This is a genomic window from Marinobacter sp. UBA2498 (assembly GCF_002341575.1).
Lineage (GTDB): Bacteria > Pseudomonadota > Gammaproteobacteria > Pseudomonadales > Oleiphilaceae > Marinobacter > Marinobacter manganoxydans.
In genome coordinates, this window is record NZ_DDOI01000098.1 from 1 (window position 1) to 18063 (window position 18063).

Genomic DNA, 18063 nt, shown 5'->3' on the forward strand with positions numbered 1-18063 from the left:
CCGGGATTAGTTGACCACTACATATTCCGTTTAAGGCGAGCATATGAAATGCTGCATACACCACCGCAATGAGCGTTACGATTTGATAGGAGCGCCCTTTAAAGAGTCGTAGATTCGACTCTACTGGTTCATCATCCACCCCTTGGGCGATAAGGTGGTCTGGCTTCTGAGCCAAATTCTTGTCGTTATTCATGACTAGACCTTTGCTTGATTTAGCGCCACATTAAGGTTTAAAACGCGTGGCACCCAAAAAAGCCAAGATGCCACGCAAAAATCTAATTAGTTATGAATTAAATTCGGAGAAATGCTGCCCCCATTTTCATTAAACCAGCGCGCAGCTCCAGGGTGCCATGGCAGGAAGGTATTCTTATCCCAGTGCTTTGCCAGTGTGGTGCGAGCTCCTTTGTGGGCTTGAACCATGCGCTCATTGTCACCCATCACTGCTTTTACAGCTTCGTATACAAACGACTCTGGGAGATCGCAATTTGCTATTGCAAAGTTCCACATAGCGACAGAGCGAGCTGGAGTTTCAAGGCTCTTGTATACGCTAGCTGGGATTTCGTAGTCACTCACAGGAAGGGCGTCGATAATTTTTGCTTGTTCTTCTTCGGTAAACTCAATAATGTTGATATCAGTTTGTACCTCAAGCTGACTGACTGCTGGAACTGGCACACCAGCTGCAAATGCAACCACGTCAAGCAGTCCGTCCTGAAGTTGCCCGCCAAGATCTGACCACCCTCACGATTCACTGGAAGACCTGACGCCATGGGAATACCTGGCGAAACACCAACGAGCGGAAAACTCTAATCAGCGGTGCAACTGAAACAGGGATGTTTACACAAGGTCCTTAAAGCTAGGGAAAAACGGCATTGAAACGCCTGCGCCACAAAGGAATACCACCCTGTAGTGGTTCAATGATTCCGGACACCAACGTAGGTGGTAAGATCGCCACCATAAGCGAGGTGTCTGATGACCAGAAAACGACGTTCCTTTACTCCTGAGTTCAAACAGGAAGCAGCCAGCCTGGTGCTGGATCAAGGTTACACTATTGCCCAGGCTGGTACGTCCTTGGGCGTGGGTGAAAGTGCTATGCGGCGCTGGGTTCAACAGCTGACGGATGAGCGAGAAGGCATTACCCCGAAGGGCAAGGCCTTGACCCCGGAACAACGCCGGATTCAGGAGCTGGAAGCCCGCTGCAAACGCCTTGAGATGGAGAAGACCATACTAAAAAAGGCTACTGCTCTCTTGATGTCGGACGACCTGAATCGTACGCGCTGATAGACCAATTGAGTGAGCAAATGCCTGTTGAAATGGTCTGCAATGCGTTCGATATCAGCCGCTCCAGCTATTACGAATACCGCCAACGGCGGAACCATATAGACGTTGAGCGTCTGGCCCTGAAGGCTCGGGTAAACTGCCTGTTCACCAAGAGCCGCAGCTCTGCCGGCAGCAGAACAATCAAGGGCATGCTCAATGACGACGGCGTTGTCATTGGTCGTTTCAAGGTTCGACGGCTGATGAGTGAGCTGGGGCTGATTTGCAAGCAACCTGGCCCTCACGCCTACAAGCAGGCCACCGTTGAGCGACCAGGCATTCCGAACCATCTGGCTCGTGAATTTACGGTGGACCAGCCAAACCAGGCGTGGTGTGGTGACATCACATACGTCTGGAGCGGTCAGCGGTGGAGCTATCTTGCTGTCGTGCTGTAAGCGCCAATAAATCCGCACCTGTGGCTGGCAACTGAATTTCGCCACACTGATTCCTGCTTTCAAATGAAGGAGGAATCCGATGACCACCCCTGATTTACATCAGTTCTGGCAACAGACGCTATCGGACTGGCAGGCCTCGGGCCTGTCCGGTGCCGCCTACTGCAAACAAGAGTCCCTTGTTTACCACCGGTTTGTCTACTGGCGGCAGAAGCTGACTGGCCGCGAGGAGCCCAGCAAGCCGGTTCAAACTCGATCCGGATTCGCCCGCGTGGCACCGGTTGCGAATGCCGGAGCCGGTCTGACCGTGTCACTGCCCGGCGGCGTATCAATCACCGGCCTGCACGCTGGCAACATTGAGTTGCTGGGCGCGGTGCTGAGGCAGATGTGATGCGTCACCGCTATCTGCGTCCCTCCTGGGATCTGCCGGAGATCTATCTGTACCGAAAGCCGATCGACTTCCGCAAGCAGGCCAACGGCCTAGCCCTGTTGGTGGAACAGGAACTGGGGCACAGCCCGTTCTCTGGAGCGCTTTATGCCTTCACCAACCGGCAGCGGAACAAGATCAAATGCCTGATGTGGGAAGACAACGGCTTTGTGCTCTATTACAAAGCTCTGGCTGAAGAAAAGTTCAAATGGCCAGGACCCGCGGATGACTTGATGTCGCTGACCGGTGAGCAGATCAACTGGCTGCTGGACGGCTACGACATCACGCTGTTGAGAGGCCATAAAACCCTGCATTATGAGAGCGTTGGATAGTGCTTTTAGTAGCACTTTTTTGGTGTGCCAGGACGTTGTTTTTGCTATAATTTCGCCATGAAATCAACGCCTGATAACGCCTCTTCAACTCCCGATTTCAGCGGTCTCTCCACCGCTGAAATGATGTCTGTTATCAGCAATCTGCAAGCACAGCTGGCCGCTAAAGAAGACGCCCTCCAGAACCAACAAGTTCAACTGAAACAGCACGACGAGACCCTCCAGCGTCGCGACAACTATATCGCCATCCTCGAAGAACTGCTGCGTCACAAGAAGATCCAGCAGTTCGCGGCCAGCAGTGAAAAGCAGCCCAACCAGATCCTGCTGTTCGATGAAGCGGAGCTGGAAATCGAGATTGATGAACTGCGCGAGGAGCTGCCCGAGGATGTCGAAGAGGCCGACGCTCCTCGTCGTTCCCGCAAGCGTCGTCAGCGTGGCTTCTCTGATACGCTACTGCGCGAGCGCATTGAACTGACCCTCAGCGACGAAGAGAAAGCCGGTGCCACCAAGACCTTCTTCACCAAGGTGAAAGAAGAGCTTGAATATATCCCGGCCCAACTGAAAGTGCTGGAGTACTGGCAGGAAAAGGCGGTGTTCGAGCAGGACGGCGAAGAACGGATTGTTGCGGCTGCTCGGCCAGCACACCCGCTGGGTAAGTGCATCGCCACCCCATCACTGCTGGCCTGCCTCATTACCTCCAAGTATGCCGACGGCCTGCCGTTGTACCGGCAGGAACAGATGTTCCAGCGCCTGGGGCATGAAGTGAGTCGCACCAGCATGGCTCACTGGATCATCCGGTTGAATGACGTCTTCCAACCGCTGATCAACCTGATGCGGGAAACCCAGAACGGCAGTGATTACCTGCAAGCCGATGAAACCCGGATCCAGGTGCTCAAGGAAGACGGCAAATCGGTTCACTCCGACAAATGGATGTGGGTCACCCGGGGTGGCCCACCGGGACAACCCTCTGTTCTGTTCGAGTACGACCCATCGCGAGGTGGCAAAGTGCCGGTGCGCCTGCTGGATGACTTCCAGGGCATTCTGCAAGCCGATGGCTATTCCGGCTACGGTCAGGTCTGTGCCGCGAACAAGCTGACCCGAATCGGATGTTGGGACCACGCGAGACGTAAATACGTGGAAGCGGCCCGGGCTGCGCCGGCCAAAGGCAAAAAAGGCCCACCCTCAAAAGCGGATGTGGCCCTGAGCCACATCCGCAAACTGTACGCCATTGAAAAGGCCGCCCGAGATCTGAGCGATGAAGAGCGCTATCAGTTACGTCAGGAAAAGAGTCTGCCATTGCTCAACACCTTCAAAGCCTGGCTGGAGAAAAATGCCCCCCAGGTGATGAAAGGCCTGCTCACCCGTAAGGCCATGGACTACACCCTGAACCAGTGGGACACTCTGGTTGGTTACTGCGAACGCGGTGACCTGAACATCAGCAATGCCGGTGCCGAGAACGCTATTCGCCCGTTTGCCCTCGGCAGAAAGGCCTGGCTCTTCGCCGATACCTCACAAGGGGCGAAAGCCAGCGCCACCTGCTATTCGCTCATAGAAACCGCCAAGGCCAATGGCCTGGAGCCCTCCGCTTATATCCACCATGTGCTGGAGCGCATTGCTGGGGCCGATACACTGGAGAAGCTTGAAGCCTTGCTGCCCTGGAATGCCGAGTTGCCGGCTTTGAAAAAAGTGGCTCAATACGATTAGGGCAAGTGGGTCGATTTAACGGCGCTTACCTTGGAATGGAGGCGAAGCCGAAATGGAAAAGGCGTCGCCGTGCCTGCGATTGTTAGGCTGTTTGTGATACAACATCCCGAATTAGCTCTCTGTACTTATAGTTAAAATAGGCACCAACTTGAAGGACGGTAATTAGGTAGCTCGAATCCTCTTTTAATGCCTCGTGGCCCATCACCTTCATGGACGTTGGATGTATCAGCTTCGAGCTCAATTTGTAAATGAAACTGTAATCATCCAAATACCCATATTTTTCCGCCAAGTTCCTGATCTGAAATGCGCCATTTGATGTGAAAGGACTCTCAGCAAGCACTTGGTCCTCAAATTCTTGCAGCTCATTCAACTCTTTGGGGTCGAATCCCTTCTTTCGCATTAGCGTGATGAATCCATCCTTCACATCTTTCGAGTCCTTATGCGCCTGCCCAAGCCATTTACTTAACGCTTTTGGATCCGAGTGAACATGACTCGAAATCAAATAAAGCTCAAACAAGTTCCTCACTGAGAGGCTAGCCAAAGTCAGATCATCCGAGAACTGGAGGAGCCTCCCAATTTCCCGATGAGTTTCCTTGAATAAGCAACTAAGAGCATGATTGGTCGCATCAAACTCTGCATTACCCATCGTGCCGACCGCCAGTTCCAGCTCTTCAGCAGTCTGACGTAGATTTTCTGATAGCTCGTCGTTCATCGGCACTGAGACCTCTTCTTGCCTAACGCTGAGCACAGCAGCGACCTTGGAATGGCGACGAAGACGCCATGGAAAGGGCGTCCGGCGGCCATAGGCCGCGTACTGCTGCGACTTGTTAAAGGTTTTTGAGGGCTGTTTTTGCCCTGTATGCTTGCACAAACTGAAAGAGGCCCAACCCAATCAAAAACACGACCGGTGAGCTCAGGTTGTCCATATCGATCTGTACAAAGCCAGCAGTCGCGACACAAAATAGCCCGCCTAGAACGTACTCGCAGGGAGAATAGCTGTAATTAAACCTCAATGACTTTCCGAAAAGGTCGGTCTCAAAATCGACCGGAACCTTCAATTCTTCCGCTTTTTTGAGAGCGAAACGGTTCACTTTGCCACGAAAAAATGACCAATAGACAATTTCTTCACCCGGTAACGCAATCACTCGAAAACCCTTGCCTGCTCCGGTTGCCACTTTAGTTAAGCGTAGGCCCGTAACTTCTGAAAGATCGCCAATTCTTATTGTTCCATCTAGGAATTGCTTCCGTGCCATCATTCCTTGCCTGCCTTTAACAGCTCATTATATGAACGCGCTCGTCTATCACCCGTTCGCAAAACTCCATTCAAACACGCTCAAGAAAAAAACTAGCTTCTTCAGTAAAAACAATCTCTTGAGCACCAATCACCACGGCTACCGCCGGAGTTATACGCCCTATTTTGAGCCACTCCCGCTCCCACCGTGGGCGTATAACTCAACCCATCCTTTTCCATCTTTCCAACCCTATCAGATAGTTACCAACATTTCTCTTGGGGCATCCGGAGTTATACAAACGCGTTCGTATAACTCCAGCGCCCGGCGCCTCGGCACTACCCTCCCACTCACATACCTGAGATACTCATCTATACCCACCGAACAGGATGTACCGGTCGTCTCCATGCGCCGGAGGGTGGGCAAGCTTGCTCCCCATTCGACAGGCGGGGCACAGGGAAACAACACGACAGGAGGTCACTCCCATGAAACGCATCGCTGTCTGCTTTGATGGCACCTGGAATCGCCCGGAGGAAATCCTGGGTGAGGACTTTCCAACCAACGTGCTGCAATTTGCCCGCGCCATTCGGCCTACCGACGGCAACGGGGTGGAACAGGTGGTGTTCTACGACTGGGGCATTGGCTCCTACCACGATTCACTTCGGGCCGGCGCCACCGGTTACGGGCTGGAGAAGAACGTGATGGACGGCTACCGGTTTCTGGTGCACAACTACGAGCCCGGCGACGAGATTTTTCTGTTCGGGTTCAGCCGCGGTGCCTACACGGCCCGCAGCCTGTGCGGGATGATCAATAACTGCAGCATTCTGCGAAAAGAGCACGGCAGCCGGATCGAGGAGGCCTTCAAGCTCTACAAAACCAAGAAGCACAAAGCCAACGGCGACCACTCCATGGCCTGGAAGGCGAACTATTCGCTGGAGCAGCGCACGCCTATCCGGTTTGTCGGGGTGTGGGATACCGTGGGTGCCCTGGGCCTGCCATTCACTTTTTTCGGCCTGATCAAGGATCGGGACCTGTTCTACGATTGTAAGATCGGCAGCAACATTCGCGTCGCCCGCCACGCGCTTTCGCTAGACGAGCAGCGGGAGGATTTCGAACCCACGCTCTGGGACCCGCGAGACGGCACCGATCTGGCCCAGGTCTGGTTTGCCGGGGTGCACTCGGACGTCGGCGGCGGTTACGAGCCAGACAAACAGGGCCGCACCCTCGCGGATATCCCCCTTCTGTGGCTGAAAGAGGAAGCGCAAAAACACGCCCTGGTGTTCAACGATTCCCTGCCCGCCGTAACCCACGCCAACGCCGATCAGCACAATGAGTACAAGGGCAAGTACAAGTTGCTGGGCAAGCTGGTACGCGAGATTCCGCCGCCTGAGACCAACCGCACCTGGGTGCATCCCAGCGTGAAAGAGCGCTATGCTGGCGGCTACCGTAGCGAGCCGATCGAGCAGTACAACAAGCTCCACGGCCAATGGCCACCGCTCTGGCCGGGATGAGTCCGCGCGTTATCGGCCTGGTTTTTGATAGACTCCGCAGCCACAGAGTACCGTTCGGTCGTGCCGGGCGGTTGTTCACCAATGGGGGCTGTAAGTTGTGAAGAGCTGGATTTTTCTGGGCGTTGCCATCGTAGCGGAAGTGATAGCCACCACCGGCCTGAAAGCCAGTGAAGGGTTCACCAAACTCTGGCCCAGCCTGCTGGTGATTGCCGGCTATACAATTGCCTTTTACTTCCTCTCGCTGACCCTGAAGGAAATTCCCGTAGGCGTGGCCTATGCCATCTGGGCGGGGATGGGCGTTGTGCTGGTGGCACTGATCGGCTGGCTGATTTACGGGCAGGCTCTGGATGCCGCCACTTTGATTGGTATGGCGCTGATCATCACCGGGGTTGCAGTGATCAATCTGTTTTCCAAATCAGTCGCTCACTAACCAAGCAATAAAACCGGAGCACCCATGCATCTCCCCTTTTGGCTGACCACTACCCTGCTCTTTCCGGTGCTACTCTACCAGGGCAAACAGGCGCGCCGCACAACGCCCAGGTTGCCGGAGGCCGGAGGCGCTCCGTGCGGCCAATATGGCGAAGGCACTCCCGCCAGGCGAGTTCTTGTGATTGGCGAATCCACGGCGGCCGGCGTGGGTGTTGAAACCCACGATCAGGGCCTGGCCAGCCAATTGGCAAAGGAGATTCACGAGCGCACCGACCAGACCATTGCCTGGCATACCTTCGGGGTCAACGGCATAAGGCTTGGAGCGTTGATTCAAAAGCTTGAAACCGCCGAGTTGCCAGAGGCAGATGTGGTGCTGTTGAGCATGGGGGTGAACGACACCACGGGCTTCACGCCCCGCTTTCGTTTCCGCCAGCAGTTGCGGGCATTGCGCCAATTGCTGGCGCCACGGTATTCAGGGCCTATTCTGCTTCTGAGCGTGCCGCCGATGCATCTGTTCACGGCGCTGCCCTCGCCGCTTCGGCATGTGATGGGGTGGCGGGCCCGGCAGCTGGATAACCTCTATATCCGGCTGGCGCGCCAGCTTCCCGGAGACTTCCGTTACGTGAACTACCCGGTGGTCACCGATCCTGAGCTTCTGGCCAGGGATGGCTATCACCCCGGCCAGAAGGGATACCGCTATATTGCCGAGGCACTGGCAGACAGGGTCAGCCCCACCAACCGGCCAGGCTAACCCTTCCTTCCTGCCTCACGGCGCCAGCTTGCGCTTCAGCGCCTTGGAAACCGAAAGCGGCAGGCTGGGCAATGAGCGCAGCATCCACGGCAGTATCCTGCGCTTGACCCCGCTCAGGGATTCCGGGATCACGGCTTCAATGAGGTGTGGTCCCGGCATTCTCTGGGCGTATTCCAGGGCTTTTGCCATTTCCTCGGCGGTGTGCACCCGCACAGCGTGAACGCCCATGCCGTTGGCCATTTCCGCGAAGTTGATCACCGGGCCGCGCAGGTCCAGCTGGGATTTGGCTTTCTCCCCGGCTTCTTCCGCACCTACCCGCTCCAGTTCGATGTTGAGCACGGAGTAAGAGGCGTTGTTGAAGATGATGGAGGTTACGTTCAGCTGTTCCCGGGCCATGGTCCACAGGGCCTGAATGGTGTACATGGCAGTGCCATCACCGATCAGTGCGATAACCGGCCGGTCCGGGCAGGCCACGGCGGCACCCACGGCATTGGGCAGGCCCTGGCCGATGGCGCCACCGGTGAGGGTGATCATGTCGTGGCGGGGCGCGCCGGCGGTCATTACCGAGAGCATCAGGCTGGAGGTGATGCCCTCGTCCACGATGATGGCGTTCTCGGGCATCAGTTCACCCACCGCTTTGCAGACTTTCTCGGCGGTGAGCTTGCCCCGTGGCCGGCCCGGCCGTTTCTCTGGCTGGAGCTTCGGCTGTGCCTGGCTGGCGCCAACGGCGTCATTGAGTTTGTTAAGGCTGGCCAGAATATCCTGGTCCGGGGCGGCCAGGGTGTGTACCTGGCAGGTATCCGGCACCAGGTAGCTCTTCTTGCCGGGATAGGCGAAGAAGGAAACCGGCGCCTTCGAATCCACCAGAATCAGTTGCTCTATATCGGTCAGCTGCACCGTGGCGAGCTCCGCCAGGTAGGCGATTCGTTCGATGTAAGGCAGGCCGGCACCCCGCTCCATGCGGGTGGGGAAGGTCTCCGCCAGCAGGGTAACGCCGCTGTGGGCGGCCAGTTTGGCGGCCGCCAGGATGCTGGGCTCTCGCAGGGAATGGCCACCCATCAACAGGGCGGTTTTCTTGCCTGAGCGGATGGCCTTGGCAATGGCCTCTACCGTGGCATCGTCTGCCGGCTCCGGTGTTGGCGGTGCCATGGGCGCGCTGGGCACACCGCCCTCACCCCAGGACACATCGGCCGGCAGTATCAATGTGGCGACCTGCCCGGGCGCTGTGCGGGCAGCGGCAATGGCTTCGGCGGCATCCTGGCAGAGGGTTTCCGTGCTCTTGGCGGTGCGCACAAACCCCGGGGATACGTTGCGCGCTACGGTCTCGATATCCGACTGCAACTGGGCATCGTATTTCACGTGGTAGGTGGCGTGGTCGCCCACAATGTTCAGCACCGGCACCTTGCCCTTGCGGGCGTTGTGCAGGTTGGCCAGGCCGTTGCCCAGCCCGCAGCCCAGGTGCAACAGGGTGGCGGCAGGTTTGTCGGCCATGCGGGCATAGCCGTCGGCGGCGCCGGTGGCGACCCCTTCGAACAGGGCAAGCACCGCCCGCATTTTGGGCTCGTCATCCAGAGCGGCCACAAAATGCATCTCGCTGGTGCCGGGGTTGCTGAAGCAGACCTCAACGCCGGCATCCACCAGGGTTTTCATCAGGGCTTGAGCGCCGTTTGTCATTGTTGTTCTCCAAGCTTTCCGGGTTCGGGGTTTTGGTTATGTGTTTTGCCCACAGGATTCAGCCTCCGGCCACGATGGCCCGCACCGCCGCCCGGGCTGTCATGATGCAGCCGGGCAGGAAGGTACCTTCCAGGGAACGTTTTCCGTTCGCACCGCCGCCACCAAAGCCTGCCGCCTCGCCGACACAATACAGGCCCTCAACCGGCTGCCCGTGGGCGCCCAGCACTCGGCTCTGCAGGTCGGTTTGCAACCCACCCAGGCTCTTGCGGGTAATCAGTTGCATGCGAATGGCGATAAAGGGGCCAGCGCCGGATTTCTGCAGCGGGGCCGGCTTGCAGGTTCGCAGGCGGTCCGGCTTCCATTCCCGGGCATGCTGGATCATCCGGATCTGGGGATCGTCGTGCAGGCTGGTGCCTGCCGTGAAGTTGGCATCAAAGGCATCGGCGGTAGCCTTGAGTGTTGCCGGGTTAATGTCGTTGGAGCAGGTCAGCGCGTTCATCTTGCCGGCCAGATCCGTCAGGCTGTCGGCCACCAGGAAATCCCGGCTTTCATGCTGCATCTGCCGAATCAGGGCGTGGTTACCCAGCAACAGCTCTTTCACAAACTGGGGGAACTGTTTATCCCGGATGCGGGCGTTGTGCTCGGCGCCGGAGATGGCAAATTCCTTGGCGGCGATGCGCCAGTTAAGCAGGTGCCAGGTCCAGGGCTTTTCCTGTTCGGCCACGCGCTGGCACAGCCAGTGGGTATCGAAGCCGGTCACCAGGGGTTCCGGGCCAATCCGTTCGCCCCGATGGTTCAACCACAGGGCGGATTTACAGGGAATGGTGGACAGGCCGTGGCCCGGAAAGTGGGGGTACGGATGCGGAAAACCGGCCGCGTAATTCCACATTTCGCCAGCGTGGGTAATCCGGCCTCCGAGGGTGTCGGCCACCCAGTGATGCATGCGGCCATCGGCATAGGGGTGGGCCCCATTCAACATGCGGGTGGGCTGCGGGCGATCCACCGGCCAGTTGGCGCGGCATTCCTTGTGGCTGCCGTTGATGCCGCCAGTGGCCAGAACCACGGCCGACGCCGCGAAGCGGACTTCCTCACCGGTGGCTTCGTTGATGGCCAGGGCGCCGCTGACCTTTCCCGCTTCGTGGTCCAGTTCGGTAATGCGATGCTGGTGCAGCAGCGTGAGCTTGCCGCTGGTGTTCTCCCGGTGCAGCGCGGTCATCAGGCAGCGGACCAGTTCCCGGGCGGTGCCCCACACCACATGGTAACGGGGCAAACGATTACCATCGCCGAAACGGCCGCGCTCAACCCAGTTCACGGCGGGCAGGAACTTGATGCCTTCGTTGCTGAGCCAGTCGTAGACCTCGGAGCGTGAATGCTCCACGTAGTAACGGGCCCATTGCAGGGGCAATTCATCGTCGGGGGCCAGCTCGCCAAAGCTGAGCCAGTCTTCCAGGGCAATCTCCGGTGTGTCGGCAATTTTCATGCGCTTCTGCAGCGGCGTACCCACCAGCATCATGCCACCAAAGGCCCAAAGCGCCAGGCCACCCATCCGTTCTTCGGTGTCCCGGTCTGCCAGGGTTACGGACTTGCCGGCGCGCAATCCTTCCAGAGCGGCGACAATACCGGCCAGCCCGCCGCCGACCACCAGAATGTCTGAGGAAATCACCTTGGCCATATCGCATCCGACCCGATCGCAATGAGTTGTCAGCTTTAAAGATATACCGGTACCATGGCTTTAAAATTGACTTCAGAGGCCAACAAAATTGACGTTAGAGGCCACGGTTTCCATTGGCTGGGTCAACACCGTGATCGGTGCTGCAGAGAGGCTGTCGGTAACGGCCGAGCAACTGCTGGCCGCGGCAGGTATTGCGCACTCCGCCTGCGAGCTGGAACGCTGGCCGATTGACGACATTACCCGGCTCTGGCACGCCGCCGAACGCTGCACCGGCGACCCGGGCTTTGGTTTGAAGGTGGGAGCGGAGTTCTCCCCGATGAGCATCAGTGGCGTGGGTTTTGCGCTGCAATCTGCCGCAACCCTGCGGGAGGCCATTGTGATGGTGCAGCGTTTCCAGCGGCTGATCTCCGATGGCGGGCGGTTCCAGATTGTTGCCGGCAACACAGCCACCTGGCTGGTTTACCATCCCAGGCAGGGCCGGCTGGCCTTCAGCCCGCACCAGATCGAAGCGGTGCTGGCGTCGGTGGTGGGGTTCGGAAGCTGGGTTACCGGCACCCGGATGCAACCATCCCGGGTGCAGTTCAGCCAGCCCCGGTTGGGGCCGTTGGCCGGTTACCAGACCGTATTCAATTGCCCGGTGGAGTTCGAGCAGGCGTTCAGCGGTGTTCAGATCGACAACGCCGTTCTGGACCAGCCCCTGCCCCAGGCGGACCCCCAGCTTGCCCAGGTGCACGAGCGCTACACCAATGCCCGCCTTGCCGCCCTCTCCATCAACAGTGCCTCAGTGCCAGAAATACGAAGATGGCTCACTGCCCGGATAGGCCCGGTTCTGCCCCGCCGGGCAGACGCAGCCGAAGCCCTGGGCATCAGCGAACGCAGCCTGGCCCGGCGGCTCCGGGAACAGGGCCAGACCTTTGACGGGCTGGTCGACGACGTGCGCCGTGAAAAAGCCCTGCAGGCGGTCGTTGATTTCAGCGCTTCCCTACCTGAAATCGCCGAAGCGCTCGGGTTTGCCGAGGTAAGCACGTTTTACAGGGCATTCCGGCGTTGGACGGGCATGCCACCGGTGCGGTGGCGCAAGCAGGAAAACCTGACTTCGTAATTCTTCTTCGGCCGGCGCAAATGGTCACTAAGGTGTCACGTCACTGACACTGCATTGTCACCTCTCAGGATTAGCGTTGCATTGTAAGTCGCAATCAAGCGAGCTTATTCATTGCAAAAGGTGATCCAATGACGCCTGCTTCATACCCCGACATGATGCTTCGCATTGAGGACATGGGGGTGACTTACCCCGGCAATGTCCTTGCTCTACGGCCCACCACCGTTGATTTCAACAAGGGCGAATTTACGGTCCTGCTCGGCCTTTCCGGTGCGGGCAAATCCACGCTTCTGAGGTCACTCAACCACCTGGTGCAGCCAACGGCTGGCAAGGTCGTTTCGGCGGAATTTGGTGACCTTGATAACCGCAGAACCGTTCGGCTGCACCGAAGCCGCACTGCCATGGTGTTCCAGCACCATCAGTTAATTGAGCGCCACACTGCACTCCAGAACGTACTGACGGGCAGGCTTGCCTATCACAGCACCTGGCGCAGCCTGTTACCAATGCCCAGGCGCGATCTTGAACTTGCCCTTCACTGCCTTGAACGCGTTGGACTTGCCGACAAAGCCCTGGCCAGGATTGACCAGCTGTCTGGAGGCCAGCAACAACGAGTTGGCATCGCGCGCGCACTTGCACAACAGCCCTCAATGATCCTCGCGGATGAACCCGTTGCCAGTCTGGATCCGGCGACGTCGGAAAAGGTACTGGGGTTACTGCGCGATATCTGCCAGGAAGACGGTATTACCGCTGTTATTTCGCTGCATCAGCTGGAATACGCCCAACGCTTTGCAGACCGAATCATCGGCCTGGCGAATGCCAGGATTGTGTTCGATGCACCACCTGCAGACTTGAAGCAACACCACCTGAATGAGATCTACCACGGAAACTACGAAACCAAACCCCGAACCGTCCCGGTTCCCGCCACCAAACCCGTTAACCCCCAACCGAAGAAACTGGAGATAGCCCGATGAAAGCGTTAATGAACCTCTTGATAGCACTCTGCCTGGTGACAGGATTGAATTCGCAGGCACTCGCAGCGGATCCAGACCCTGATCTTCTGAAAGTTGCTCTCCTGCCCGATGAAAACGCCTCTGAACTGATCAAACGCAATCAACCACTAAAAGACTATCTGGAAAGCACGCTTGGCAAGGAAGTTGAGCTGATCGTGACTACCGATTATTCATCAATGATTGAAGCCATGCGCTTCGGACGTATCGACCTGGCCTACTTCGGCCCTCTGTCCTACGTGATGGCCAAGAGCAAGAGCGACATCGAACCCTTTGCAGCCATGATTGTGGACGGCAAGCCAACGTACCGCTCCATCATCATTGCCAACGCAGACGCCGGGGTTGAATCCTATGCTGACATCAAGGGCAAGAAGATGGCCTACGGTGATCGGGCCTCTACATCGAGCCACCTGATTCCCAAAACTGTCCTGATGGAATCTGCGGGCCTGGAAGCCGGCCGTGACTATGAGGCACATTTCGTAGGGTCCCACGACTCTGTGGCAGTGAATGTGGCAAATGGCAACGCAGAAGCCGGCGGCCTGTCCGAGGTAATTTTCCAGCATGTGATGGATCGTGGCCTGATTGACCGCAATAACGTGAAGGTTCTCGGATATAGCGGCGAATTCCCCCAGTATCCCTGGGCCATGCGCTCAAATCTCGCCCCGGAGCTGAAAGAAAAGGTTCGAAATGCCTTCATCAGCATCGACGACAAGGAAATCCTGAGCAACCTCAAGGCTGAAGGCTTTGCTGCTATCTCCGATTCGGATTACGACGTAATCCGGCGCATGGGCAGCCTCCTGAACCTCGACTTTGCCAAGATGTGAGGAAATCCATGAGTTATACCCCGACGGAACCGGCGACTCTGTCGCCGGCTCCGTCAGCTCCGGTGCTGGATGAGCATGCCCGGGGCTGGCGGAAAAAACTCCTGCAGACAGGTCTGGTCCTTGCGGTGATTCTCATTGCCAGCTGGTACGTGGGCCTGCTCGATTTCAAAACCCTGGCCAATGGCATGCCAGCGATTGGCGTCCTGTTGGGTGAATCTCTGCCGCCCGACTTTACCAATGTCATGAACTGGGTTTCGCCACTTGTCGACACCCTCGCCATGAGCATTGCCGGCACTGCAATTGCGGTTGCCGCTTCGGTACCACTGGCTTTCCTTGCTGCACGGAATACGTCGCCACACCCGGCTGTTTTCCACATAACACGCACCATTCTGAATGGCCTGCGGTCAGTTCCCGAACTGATCATGGGGATTATCTTCGTCGCTGCCGTCGGCTTTGGCGCGCTACCGGGCGTTCTTGCCCTCGGCCTTCACTCTATTGGGATGGTCGGCAAATTCTTTGCAGAAGCCATTGAACATGTGGACGAAGCCCCGGTGGAAGCAGCCGATGCCGCCGGAGCGACTCGCCTACAGGTTCTCTGGCACGCAGTTCTGCCCCAGGTTCTGCCGCAGTTCGCAGATGTATCCATCTACCGCTGGGAGTACAACTTCCGCGCCTCGACCGTTATGGGCATGGTGGGAGCAGGGGGTATCGGTTTCGAACTCATGGGCTCACTGCGCATCATGCAGTACCAGGAAGTCAGTGCCATCCTGATTGTTATCCTCCTGATGGTCACGATTGTCGACAGCCTGAGCGGCTTCCTCCGTAAGAAATTCAAGTAAGGAAAACGAATGAAACCAAGAGTTGTGATAACTCACCGGGTACACGATGAAGTCCTGGCTGCCCTCGAACCACATTGTGAGCTTGTAACCAATCAGTCAAACCGCACGCTCCCGCCAGATTCGGTGAAGGCCAGGGTAGCCACAGCCGATGCCGTGATGGCCTTCATGCCGGACAGGATCGGCGATGAGTTTCTGGCGGATTGCCCGAACCTGAAGATCGTGGGCGCAGCCCTGAAAGGTTACGACAACTTCGATGTGGACGCCTGCACTCGCCATGGGGTGTGGCTTTCATTCGTGCCGGATCTTTTAACCGTACCCACCGCAGAACTGACCATCGGACTCACCGTTGGCCTTACCCGGCAGGTAAAGGCAGCGGACGAATTTGTTCGTTCCGGAGAGTTCAGAGGGTGGCAGCCGAAGTTCTATGGGCTGGGAATTGAGGGCGCTACCATTGGCATTGTTGGAATGGGTGCCATTGGCAAGGCCATAGCTGTCCGTCTGCAGGGATGGGGTGCGAACCTGCTCTACTCAGAGCCCGAGGGCTTGCCCTCTGATGAAGAGAGGAATTTGGGGCTGGCGCATACAGGACTGGAAGAGCTTCTCGCCCAATCCGATATCGTAATACTGGCGCTGGCACTGAACGAGCATACCTTTCACACCATAAACCCTATACGCCTGGCACTGATGAAGCGGGGTGCCTATCTGATCAACCCATGCAGGGGTTCTGTGGTCGATGAGAACGCCGTACTGGCGGCACTGGCCTCCGGACAGTTGGGTGGTTACGCCGCCGATGTATTCGAAATGGAGGACTGGGCACGAACGGATCGTCCGCATGAAATCAGTCCGGAGTTACTTGCCCATCCGAACACATTATTTACCGCTCACATCGGCTCGGCCGTACAAAGTGTAAGGCTGGCCATTGAGCAACGGGCGGCCGAGAACATTCTGCAGGCATTACGGGGTGAACGGCCGCGGGATGCGATCAATTCTCCGTCATTACGTGAGGACTCTCCATGCTGAATCCGGTCTGGCTCAAGAGCTTTATCGCGTTGGTCCAGCATCAGAGTTTTCAGGCCGCTGCAGAGAATCTTGGAATCGCCCAACCCACTCTCTCCCAGCATATCCAGAAACTGGAACAAGACCTGGATGTGTTGTTGATTCGAAGGGGAAGATCAGGCTGCGAGCCCACCAGGGCAGCTTTGGCACTGGTACCATTCGCAAACAGTATATTGCGCCTCGACAAACATGCCCGTGAAGCGGTTCGGGGGGCCGGCGTTCGGATAGGGGCGAGCTCAAACATTGGCATATATATGCTCCAGCCCTATCTTCGGGCCTTCAGGGACGATAAAGCCTCGCCCGACGTGGACCTCGTAATTGATAATAACCCCTCAATTGCCCGGCAACTAACGATCGGTGAACTCGACATAGCCATAATGGAGTGGTGGCAGCCTAAACCCGGATTTCTGGCGCAGGATTGGCGGCGAGAACAGATGGTACTGATTGTTCCACCCGATCACCCATGCGCAGATCTTCAAAGCATAGATCGGGACACCCTCGCAGAAATGACGCTGCTTGGCGGAGAGCCTGGCACAGGCACAGGCCGGCTACTGGCAAACTTCTTTGGTGACGAGGGACCGTTTCCGAAGGTGTCTATGCAACTAGGGAGCACAGAGGCTGTCAAACAGGCAGTCAAGGTTGGACTGGGTATATCGCTGGTGTTGGAAGCGACGGTAAGGGAGGAAGTCCAGGCGGGCTCGCTACGAGCCATCCCCGTTAGTAACCCTGGGTTGGAAAAGGAACTCATGGTGGTCTACCCGAATGCCTTGGCCAATCATCCGCCAGTCTCTGCATTCCTCAGCCAACTGTGCCACTGAGCAAACGAATAGCTCACACCGAGTGTTAGCCAGACTGCAATTTCATGTTGAGCAACAACGGACCAACCAGTAACCTGCTGATCAGACACCAAAGCCCGAGGCCCCATGAAGCCTGACTCCCATCAGCTCCCAGACAATGCCAGCGCAGGAACCGGCCCGCAGTCGCCATCCGATGGCCCTGAGCGTGTTGCCCGGCTGATTCACCGCGTCGCTCAAAAAGACCGCCAGGCTTTCGCCCTCCTCTACCAGGCAACTGCCCCGAAACTTCTGGGCACCGTGTTGCGTATCCTCAGAGACAGAGGGTGGGCAGACGATGTTATCCAGGACAGTTATCTCAAAATCTGGCAAAAAGCCGAGCAGTTTCAGGACGGCAAATCTTCGCCGATTACCTGGCTGGTGTCGATTGCCCGTAACGGTGCCATTGATGAGCTGCGCAAACACCCCGCCGGACGCACCACGAACAGCGACGAGCTGGATGAGATGCCAGGCCGGCAGACATCAGCTCAGGAACAGCTGGAAGACCAGCGGGCGGCAAATCAACTGAATCACTGCATCGACCAACTGGAAAAAGACCGACAGGACATGGTGCGCCTGGCCTACCTTAACGGATGGTCCCGGGAGGACCTGGCAAGCCAGTTTGAACAGCCGGTCAACACGGTAAAGACCTGGCTTCACCGCGCATTGAAACAGCTCAAAAGGTGCCTCGAATCATGACTGAACGCGACGACCTGGACATGCTGGTTGCAGAGTTCGTTCTGGGCACATTGCCAGCCTCGGAGCGGGCCTATCTTGAAAGCCGGCGCAATGAGGACCCGGAGGTAGATGCGCTGATTCTGCAATGGGAAGAGCGCCTGGGTAAGCTGGCCGAGGAAACCGAGCCCGTTCAGCCCTCACCGGCGTTGTTCGCAAAAATCGAGAAGGCTCTGGACCGGGTGGAATCGACGCCTCGCGAGGCTGCCGAAACGTCAAACGTGGTTGCGCTGCGCAG

At 57.3% G+C, this 18063-nt stretch carries 18 protein-coding genes and 3 pseudogenes; 15 read left to right on the forward strand and 6 right to left on the reverse strand.

What is annotated here, in order from left to right; all coding sequences use genetic code 11:
• On the reverse strand, positions 1–193 hold a 193-nt coding region (locus B2W52_RS13540; protein ID WP_286803546.1), incomplete at its 3' end, for a hypothetical protein.
• 86 nt (positions 194–279) lie between these two features.
• Positions 280–711, reverse strand: a pseudogene (locus B2W52_RS13545) (TAXI family TRAP transporter solute-binding subunit); the annotation flags it as partial.
• 258 nt (positions 712–969) lie between these two features.
• Here B2W52_RS13545 and B2W52_RS13550 point away from each other — a divergent pair.
• The 4 genes and pseudogenes from B2W52_RS13550 to tnpC all read left to right on the forward strand — a co-directional run.
• Positions 970–1706 (forward strand): annotated as a pseudogene (locus B2W52_RS13550) (IS3 family transposase); the annotation flags it as partial.
• 82 nt (positions 1707–1788) lie between these two features.
• Positions 1789–2097, forward strand: coding sequence for an IS66 family insertion sequence element accessory protein TnpA (gene tnpA / locus B2W52_RS13555; RefSeq protein WP_008169631.1), 309 nt, complete (start codon positions 1789–1791; stop codon positions 2095–2097).
• Positions 2097–2465, forward strand: coding sequence for an IS66 family insertion sequence element accessory protein TnpB (gene tnpB / locus B2W52_RS13560; RefSeq protein ID WP_008169629.1), 369 nt, complete (start codon positions 2097–2099; stop codon positions 2463–2465). Before tnpA ends, tnpB begins: the two co-directional genes overlap by 1 nt.
• A gap of 57 nt (positions 2466–2522) precedes the next feature.
• Positions 2523–4166: an IS66 family transposase gene (gene tnpC, locus B2W52_RS13565; protein WP_248185957.1), complete on the forward strand. Its 1644-nt coding sequence runs from the start codon at positions 2523–2525 to the stop codon at positions 4164–4166.
• Positions 4167–4248: 82 nt separating this feature from the next.
• Here the strand turns inward: tnpC and B2W52_RS13570 are convergent, their stop codons facing one another.
• On the reverse strand, positions 4249–4878 hold the full coding sequence (locus tag B2W52_RS13570) for a DUF5677 domain-containing protein (protein ID WP_273071358.1): 630 nt from the start codon (positions 4876–4878) through the stop codon (positions 4249–4251).
• Positions 4879–4993: 115 nt separating this feature from the next.
• The gene (locus B2W52_RS13575; protein WP_273071359.1) at positions 4994–5422 is read right to left on the reverse strand and encodes a hypothetical protein; all 429 of its coding nucleotides are present in this window, start codon (positions 5420–5422) and stop codon (positions 4994–4996) included.
• Between the two features lie 458 nt (positions 5423–5880).
• Between B2W52_RS13575 and B2W52_RS13580 the strand changes: the two genes are divergently transcribed.
• From B2W52_RS13580 to B2W52_RS13590, 3 genes are all read left to right on the forward strand, one after another.
• Positions 5881–6906 (forward strand): DUF2235 domain-containing protein, encoded by a 1026-nt coding sequence (locus B2W52_RS13580; RefSeq protein WP_273071360.1) that lies wholly within the window; start codon positions 5881–5883, stop codon positions 6904–6906.
• A 97-nt stretch (positions 6907–7003) separates the two neighbouring features.
• Positions 7004–7336, forward strand: coding sequence for a DMT family transporter (locus tag B2W52_RS13585; protein WP_092030134.1), 333 nt, complete (start codon positions 7004–7006; stop codon positions 7334–7336).
• 24 nt (positions 7337–7360) lie between these two features.
• Positions 7361–8086 carry an SGNH/GDSL hydrolase family protein gene (locus B2W52_RS13590; RefSeq protein ID WP_092030135.1) on the forward strand — a complete coding sequence of 242 codons (726 nt, stop codon included), beginning with the start codon at positions 7361–7363 and terminating at the stop codon, positions 8084–8086.
• Between the two features lie 15 nt (positions 8087–8101).
• Here the strand turns inward: B2W52_RS13590 and B2W52_RS13595 are convergent, their stop codons facing one another.
• Positions 8102–9760, reverse strand: coding sequence for an acetolactate synthase large subunit (locus B2W52_RS13595; RefSeq protein WP_273071361.1), 1659 nt, complete (start codon positions 9758–9760; stop codon positions 8102–8104).
• A gap of 58 nt (positions 9761–9818) precedes the next feature.
• A complete protein-coding gene (locus tag B2W52_RS13600; RefSeq protein ID WP_286803553.1) occupies positions 9819–11432 on the reverse strand; it encodes an FAD-dependent oxidoreductase in 1614 nt (537 codons plus the stop codon).
• A gap of 88 nt (positions 11433–11520) precedes the next feature.
• Here B2W52_RS13600 and B2W52_RS13605 point away from each other — a divergent pair, with 88 nt between their 5' ends.
• The 8 genes and pseudogenes from B2W52_RS13605 to B2W52_RS13640 all read left to right on the forward strand — a co-directional run.
• A complete protein-coding gene (locus B2W52_RS13605) occupies positions 11521–12534 on the forward strand; it encodes an AraC family transcriptional regulator (RefSeq protein WP_286803555.1) in 1014 nt (337 codons plus the stop codon).
• Between the two features lie 128 nt (positions 12535–12662).
• A complete protein-coding gene (phnC, locus tag B2W52_RS13610; RefSeq protein ID WP_008175863.1) occupies positions 12663–13502 on the forward strand; it encodes a phosphonate ABC transporter ATP-binding protein in 840 nt (279 codons plus the stop codon).
• Entirely contained in the window at positions 13499–14362 is an 864-nt protein-coding gene (phnD, locus tag B2W52_RS13615; protein WP_008175864.1) for a phosphate/phosphite/phosphonate ABC transporter substrate-binding protein, read from the forward strand. Before phnC ends, phnD begins: the two co-directional genes overlap by 4 nt.
• Positions 14363–14370: 8 nt before the next feature.
• Positions 14371–15201: a phosphonate ABC transporter, permease protein PhnE gene (gene phnE, locus B2W52_RS13620; protein ID WP_008175865.1), complete on the forward strand. Its 831-nt coding sequence runs from the start codon at positions 14371–14373 to the stop codon at positions 15199–15201.
• Between the two features lie 9 nt (positions 15202–15210).
• Complete coding sequence (locus B2W52_RS13625) at positions 15211–16221, forward strand: phosphonate dehydrogenase (protein WP_008175866.1); 1011 nt, start codon at positions 15211–15213, stop codon at positions 16219–16221.
• Positions 16215–17075 carry a LysR family transcriptional regulator gene (locus B2W52_RS13630; protein WP_008175867.1) on the forward strand — a complete coding sequence of 287 codons (861 nt, stop codon included), beginning with the start codon at positions 16215–16217 and terminating at the stop codon, positions 17073–17075. Before B2W52_RS13625 ends, B2W52_RS13630 begins: the two co-directional genes overlap by 7 nt.
• Before the next feature lie 105 nt (positions 17076–17180).
• Positions 17181–17789: a sigma-70 family RNA polymerase sigma factor gene (locus tag B2W52_RS13635; protein ID WP_008175868.1), complete on the forward strand. Its 609-nt coding sequence runs from the start codon at positions 17181–17183 to the stop codon at positions 17787–17789.
• Positions 17786–18063: pseudogene (locus tag B2W52_RS13640) on the forward strand (anti-sigma factor); the annotation flags it as partial. The gene B2W52_RS13635 and the pseudogene B2W52_RS13640, both read left to right, overlap by 4 nt.

Excerpts from the sequence above, each read along its gene's own strand:
- tnpA (WP_008169631.1), top strand. The coding sequence starts at position 1,789 with ATGACCACCCCTGATTTACATCAGTTCTGGCAACAGACGCTATCGGAC.
- tnpB (WP_008169629.1), top strand. The coding sequence starts at position 2,097 with ATGCGTCACCGCTATCTGCGTCCCTCCTGGGATCTGCCGGAGATCTAT.
- tnpC (WP_248185957.1), top strand. The coding sequence starts at position 2,523 with ATGAAATCAACGCCTGATAACGCCTCTTCAACTCCCGATTTCAGCGGT.
- B2W52_RS13570 (WP_273071358.1), bottom strand. The coding sequence starts at position 4,878 with ATGAACGACGAGCTATCAGAAAATCTACGTCAGACTGCTGAAGAGCTG.
- B2W52_RS13575 (WP_273071359.1), bottom strand. The coding sequence starts at position 5,422 with ATGATGGCACGGAAGCAATTCCTAGATGGAACAATAAGAATTGGCGAT.
- B2W52_RS13580 (WP_273071360.1), top strand. The coding sequence starts at position 5,881 with ATGAAACGCATCGCTGTCTGCTTTGATGGCACCTGGAATCGCCCGGAG.
- B2W52_RS13590 (WP_092030135.1), top strand. The coding sequence starts at position 7,361 with ATGCATCTCCCCTTTTGGCTGACCACTACCCTGCTCTTTCCGGTGCTA.
- B2W52_RS13595 (WP_273071361.1), bottom strand. The coding sequence starts at position 9,760 with ATGACAAACGGCGCTCAAGCCCTGATGAAAACCCTGGTGGATGCCGGC.
- B2W52_RS13600 (WP_286803553.1), bottom strand. The coding sequence starts at position 11,432 with ATGGCCAAGGTGATTTCCTCAGACATTCTGGTGGTCGGCGGCGGGCTG.
- phnC (WP_008175863.1), top strand. The coding sequence starts at position 12,663 with ATGACGCCTGCTTCATACCCCGACATGATGCTTCGCATTGAGGACATG.
- phnD (WP_008175864.1), top strand. The coding sequence starts at position 13,499 with ATGAAAGCGTTAATGAACCTCTTGATAGCACTCTGCCTGGTGACAGGA.
- phnE (WP_008175865.1), top strand. The coding sequence starts at position 14,371 with ATGAGTTATACCCCGACGGAACCGGCGACTCTGTCGCCGGCTCCGTCA.
- B2W52_RS13625 (WP_008175866.1), top strand. The coding sequence starts at position 15,211 with ATGAAACCAAGAGTTGTGATAACTCACCGGGTACACGATGAAGTCCTG.
- B2W52_RS13630 (WP_008175867.1), top strand. The coding sequence starts at position 16,215 with ATGCTGAATCCGGTCTGGCTCAAGAGCTTTATCGCGTTGGTCCAGCAT.
- B2W52_RS13635 (WP_008175868.1), top strand. The coding sequence starts at position 17,181 with ATGAAGCCTGACTCCCATCAGCTCCCAGACAATGCCAGCGCAGGAACC.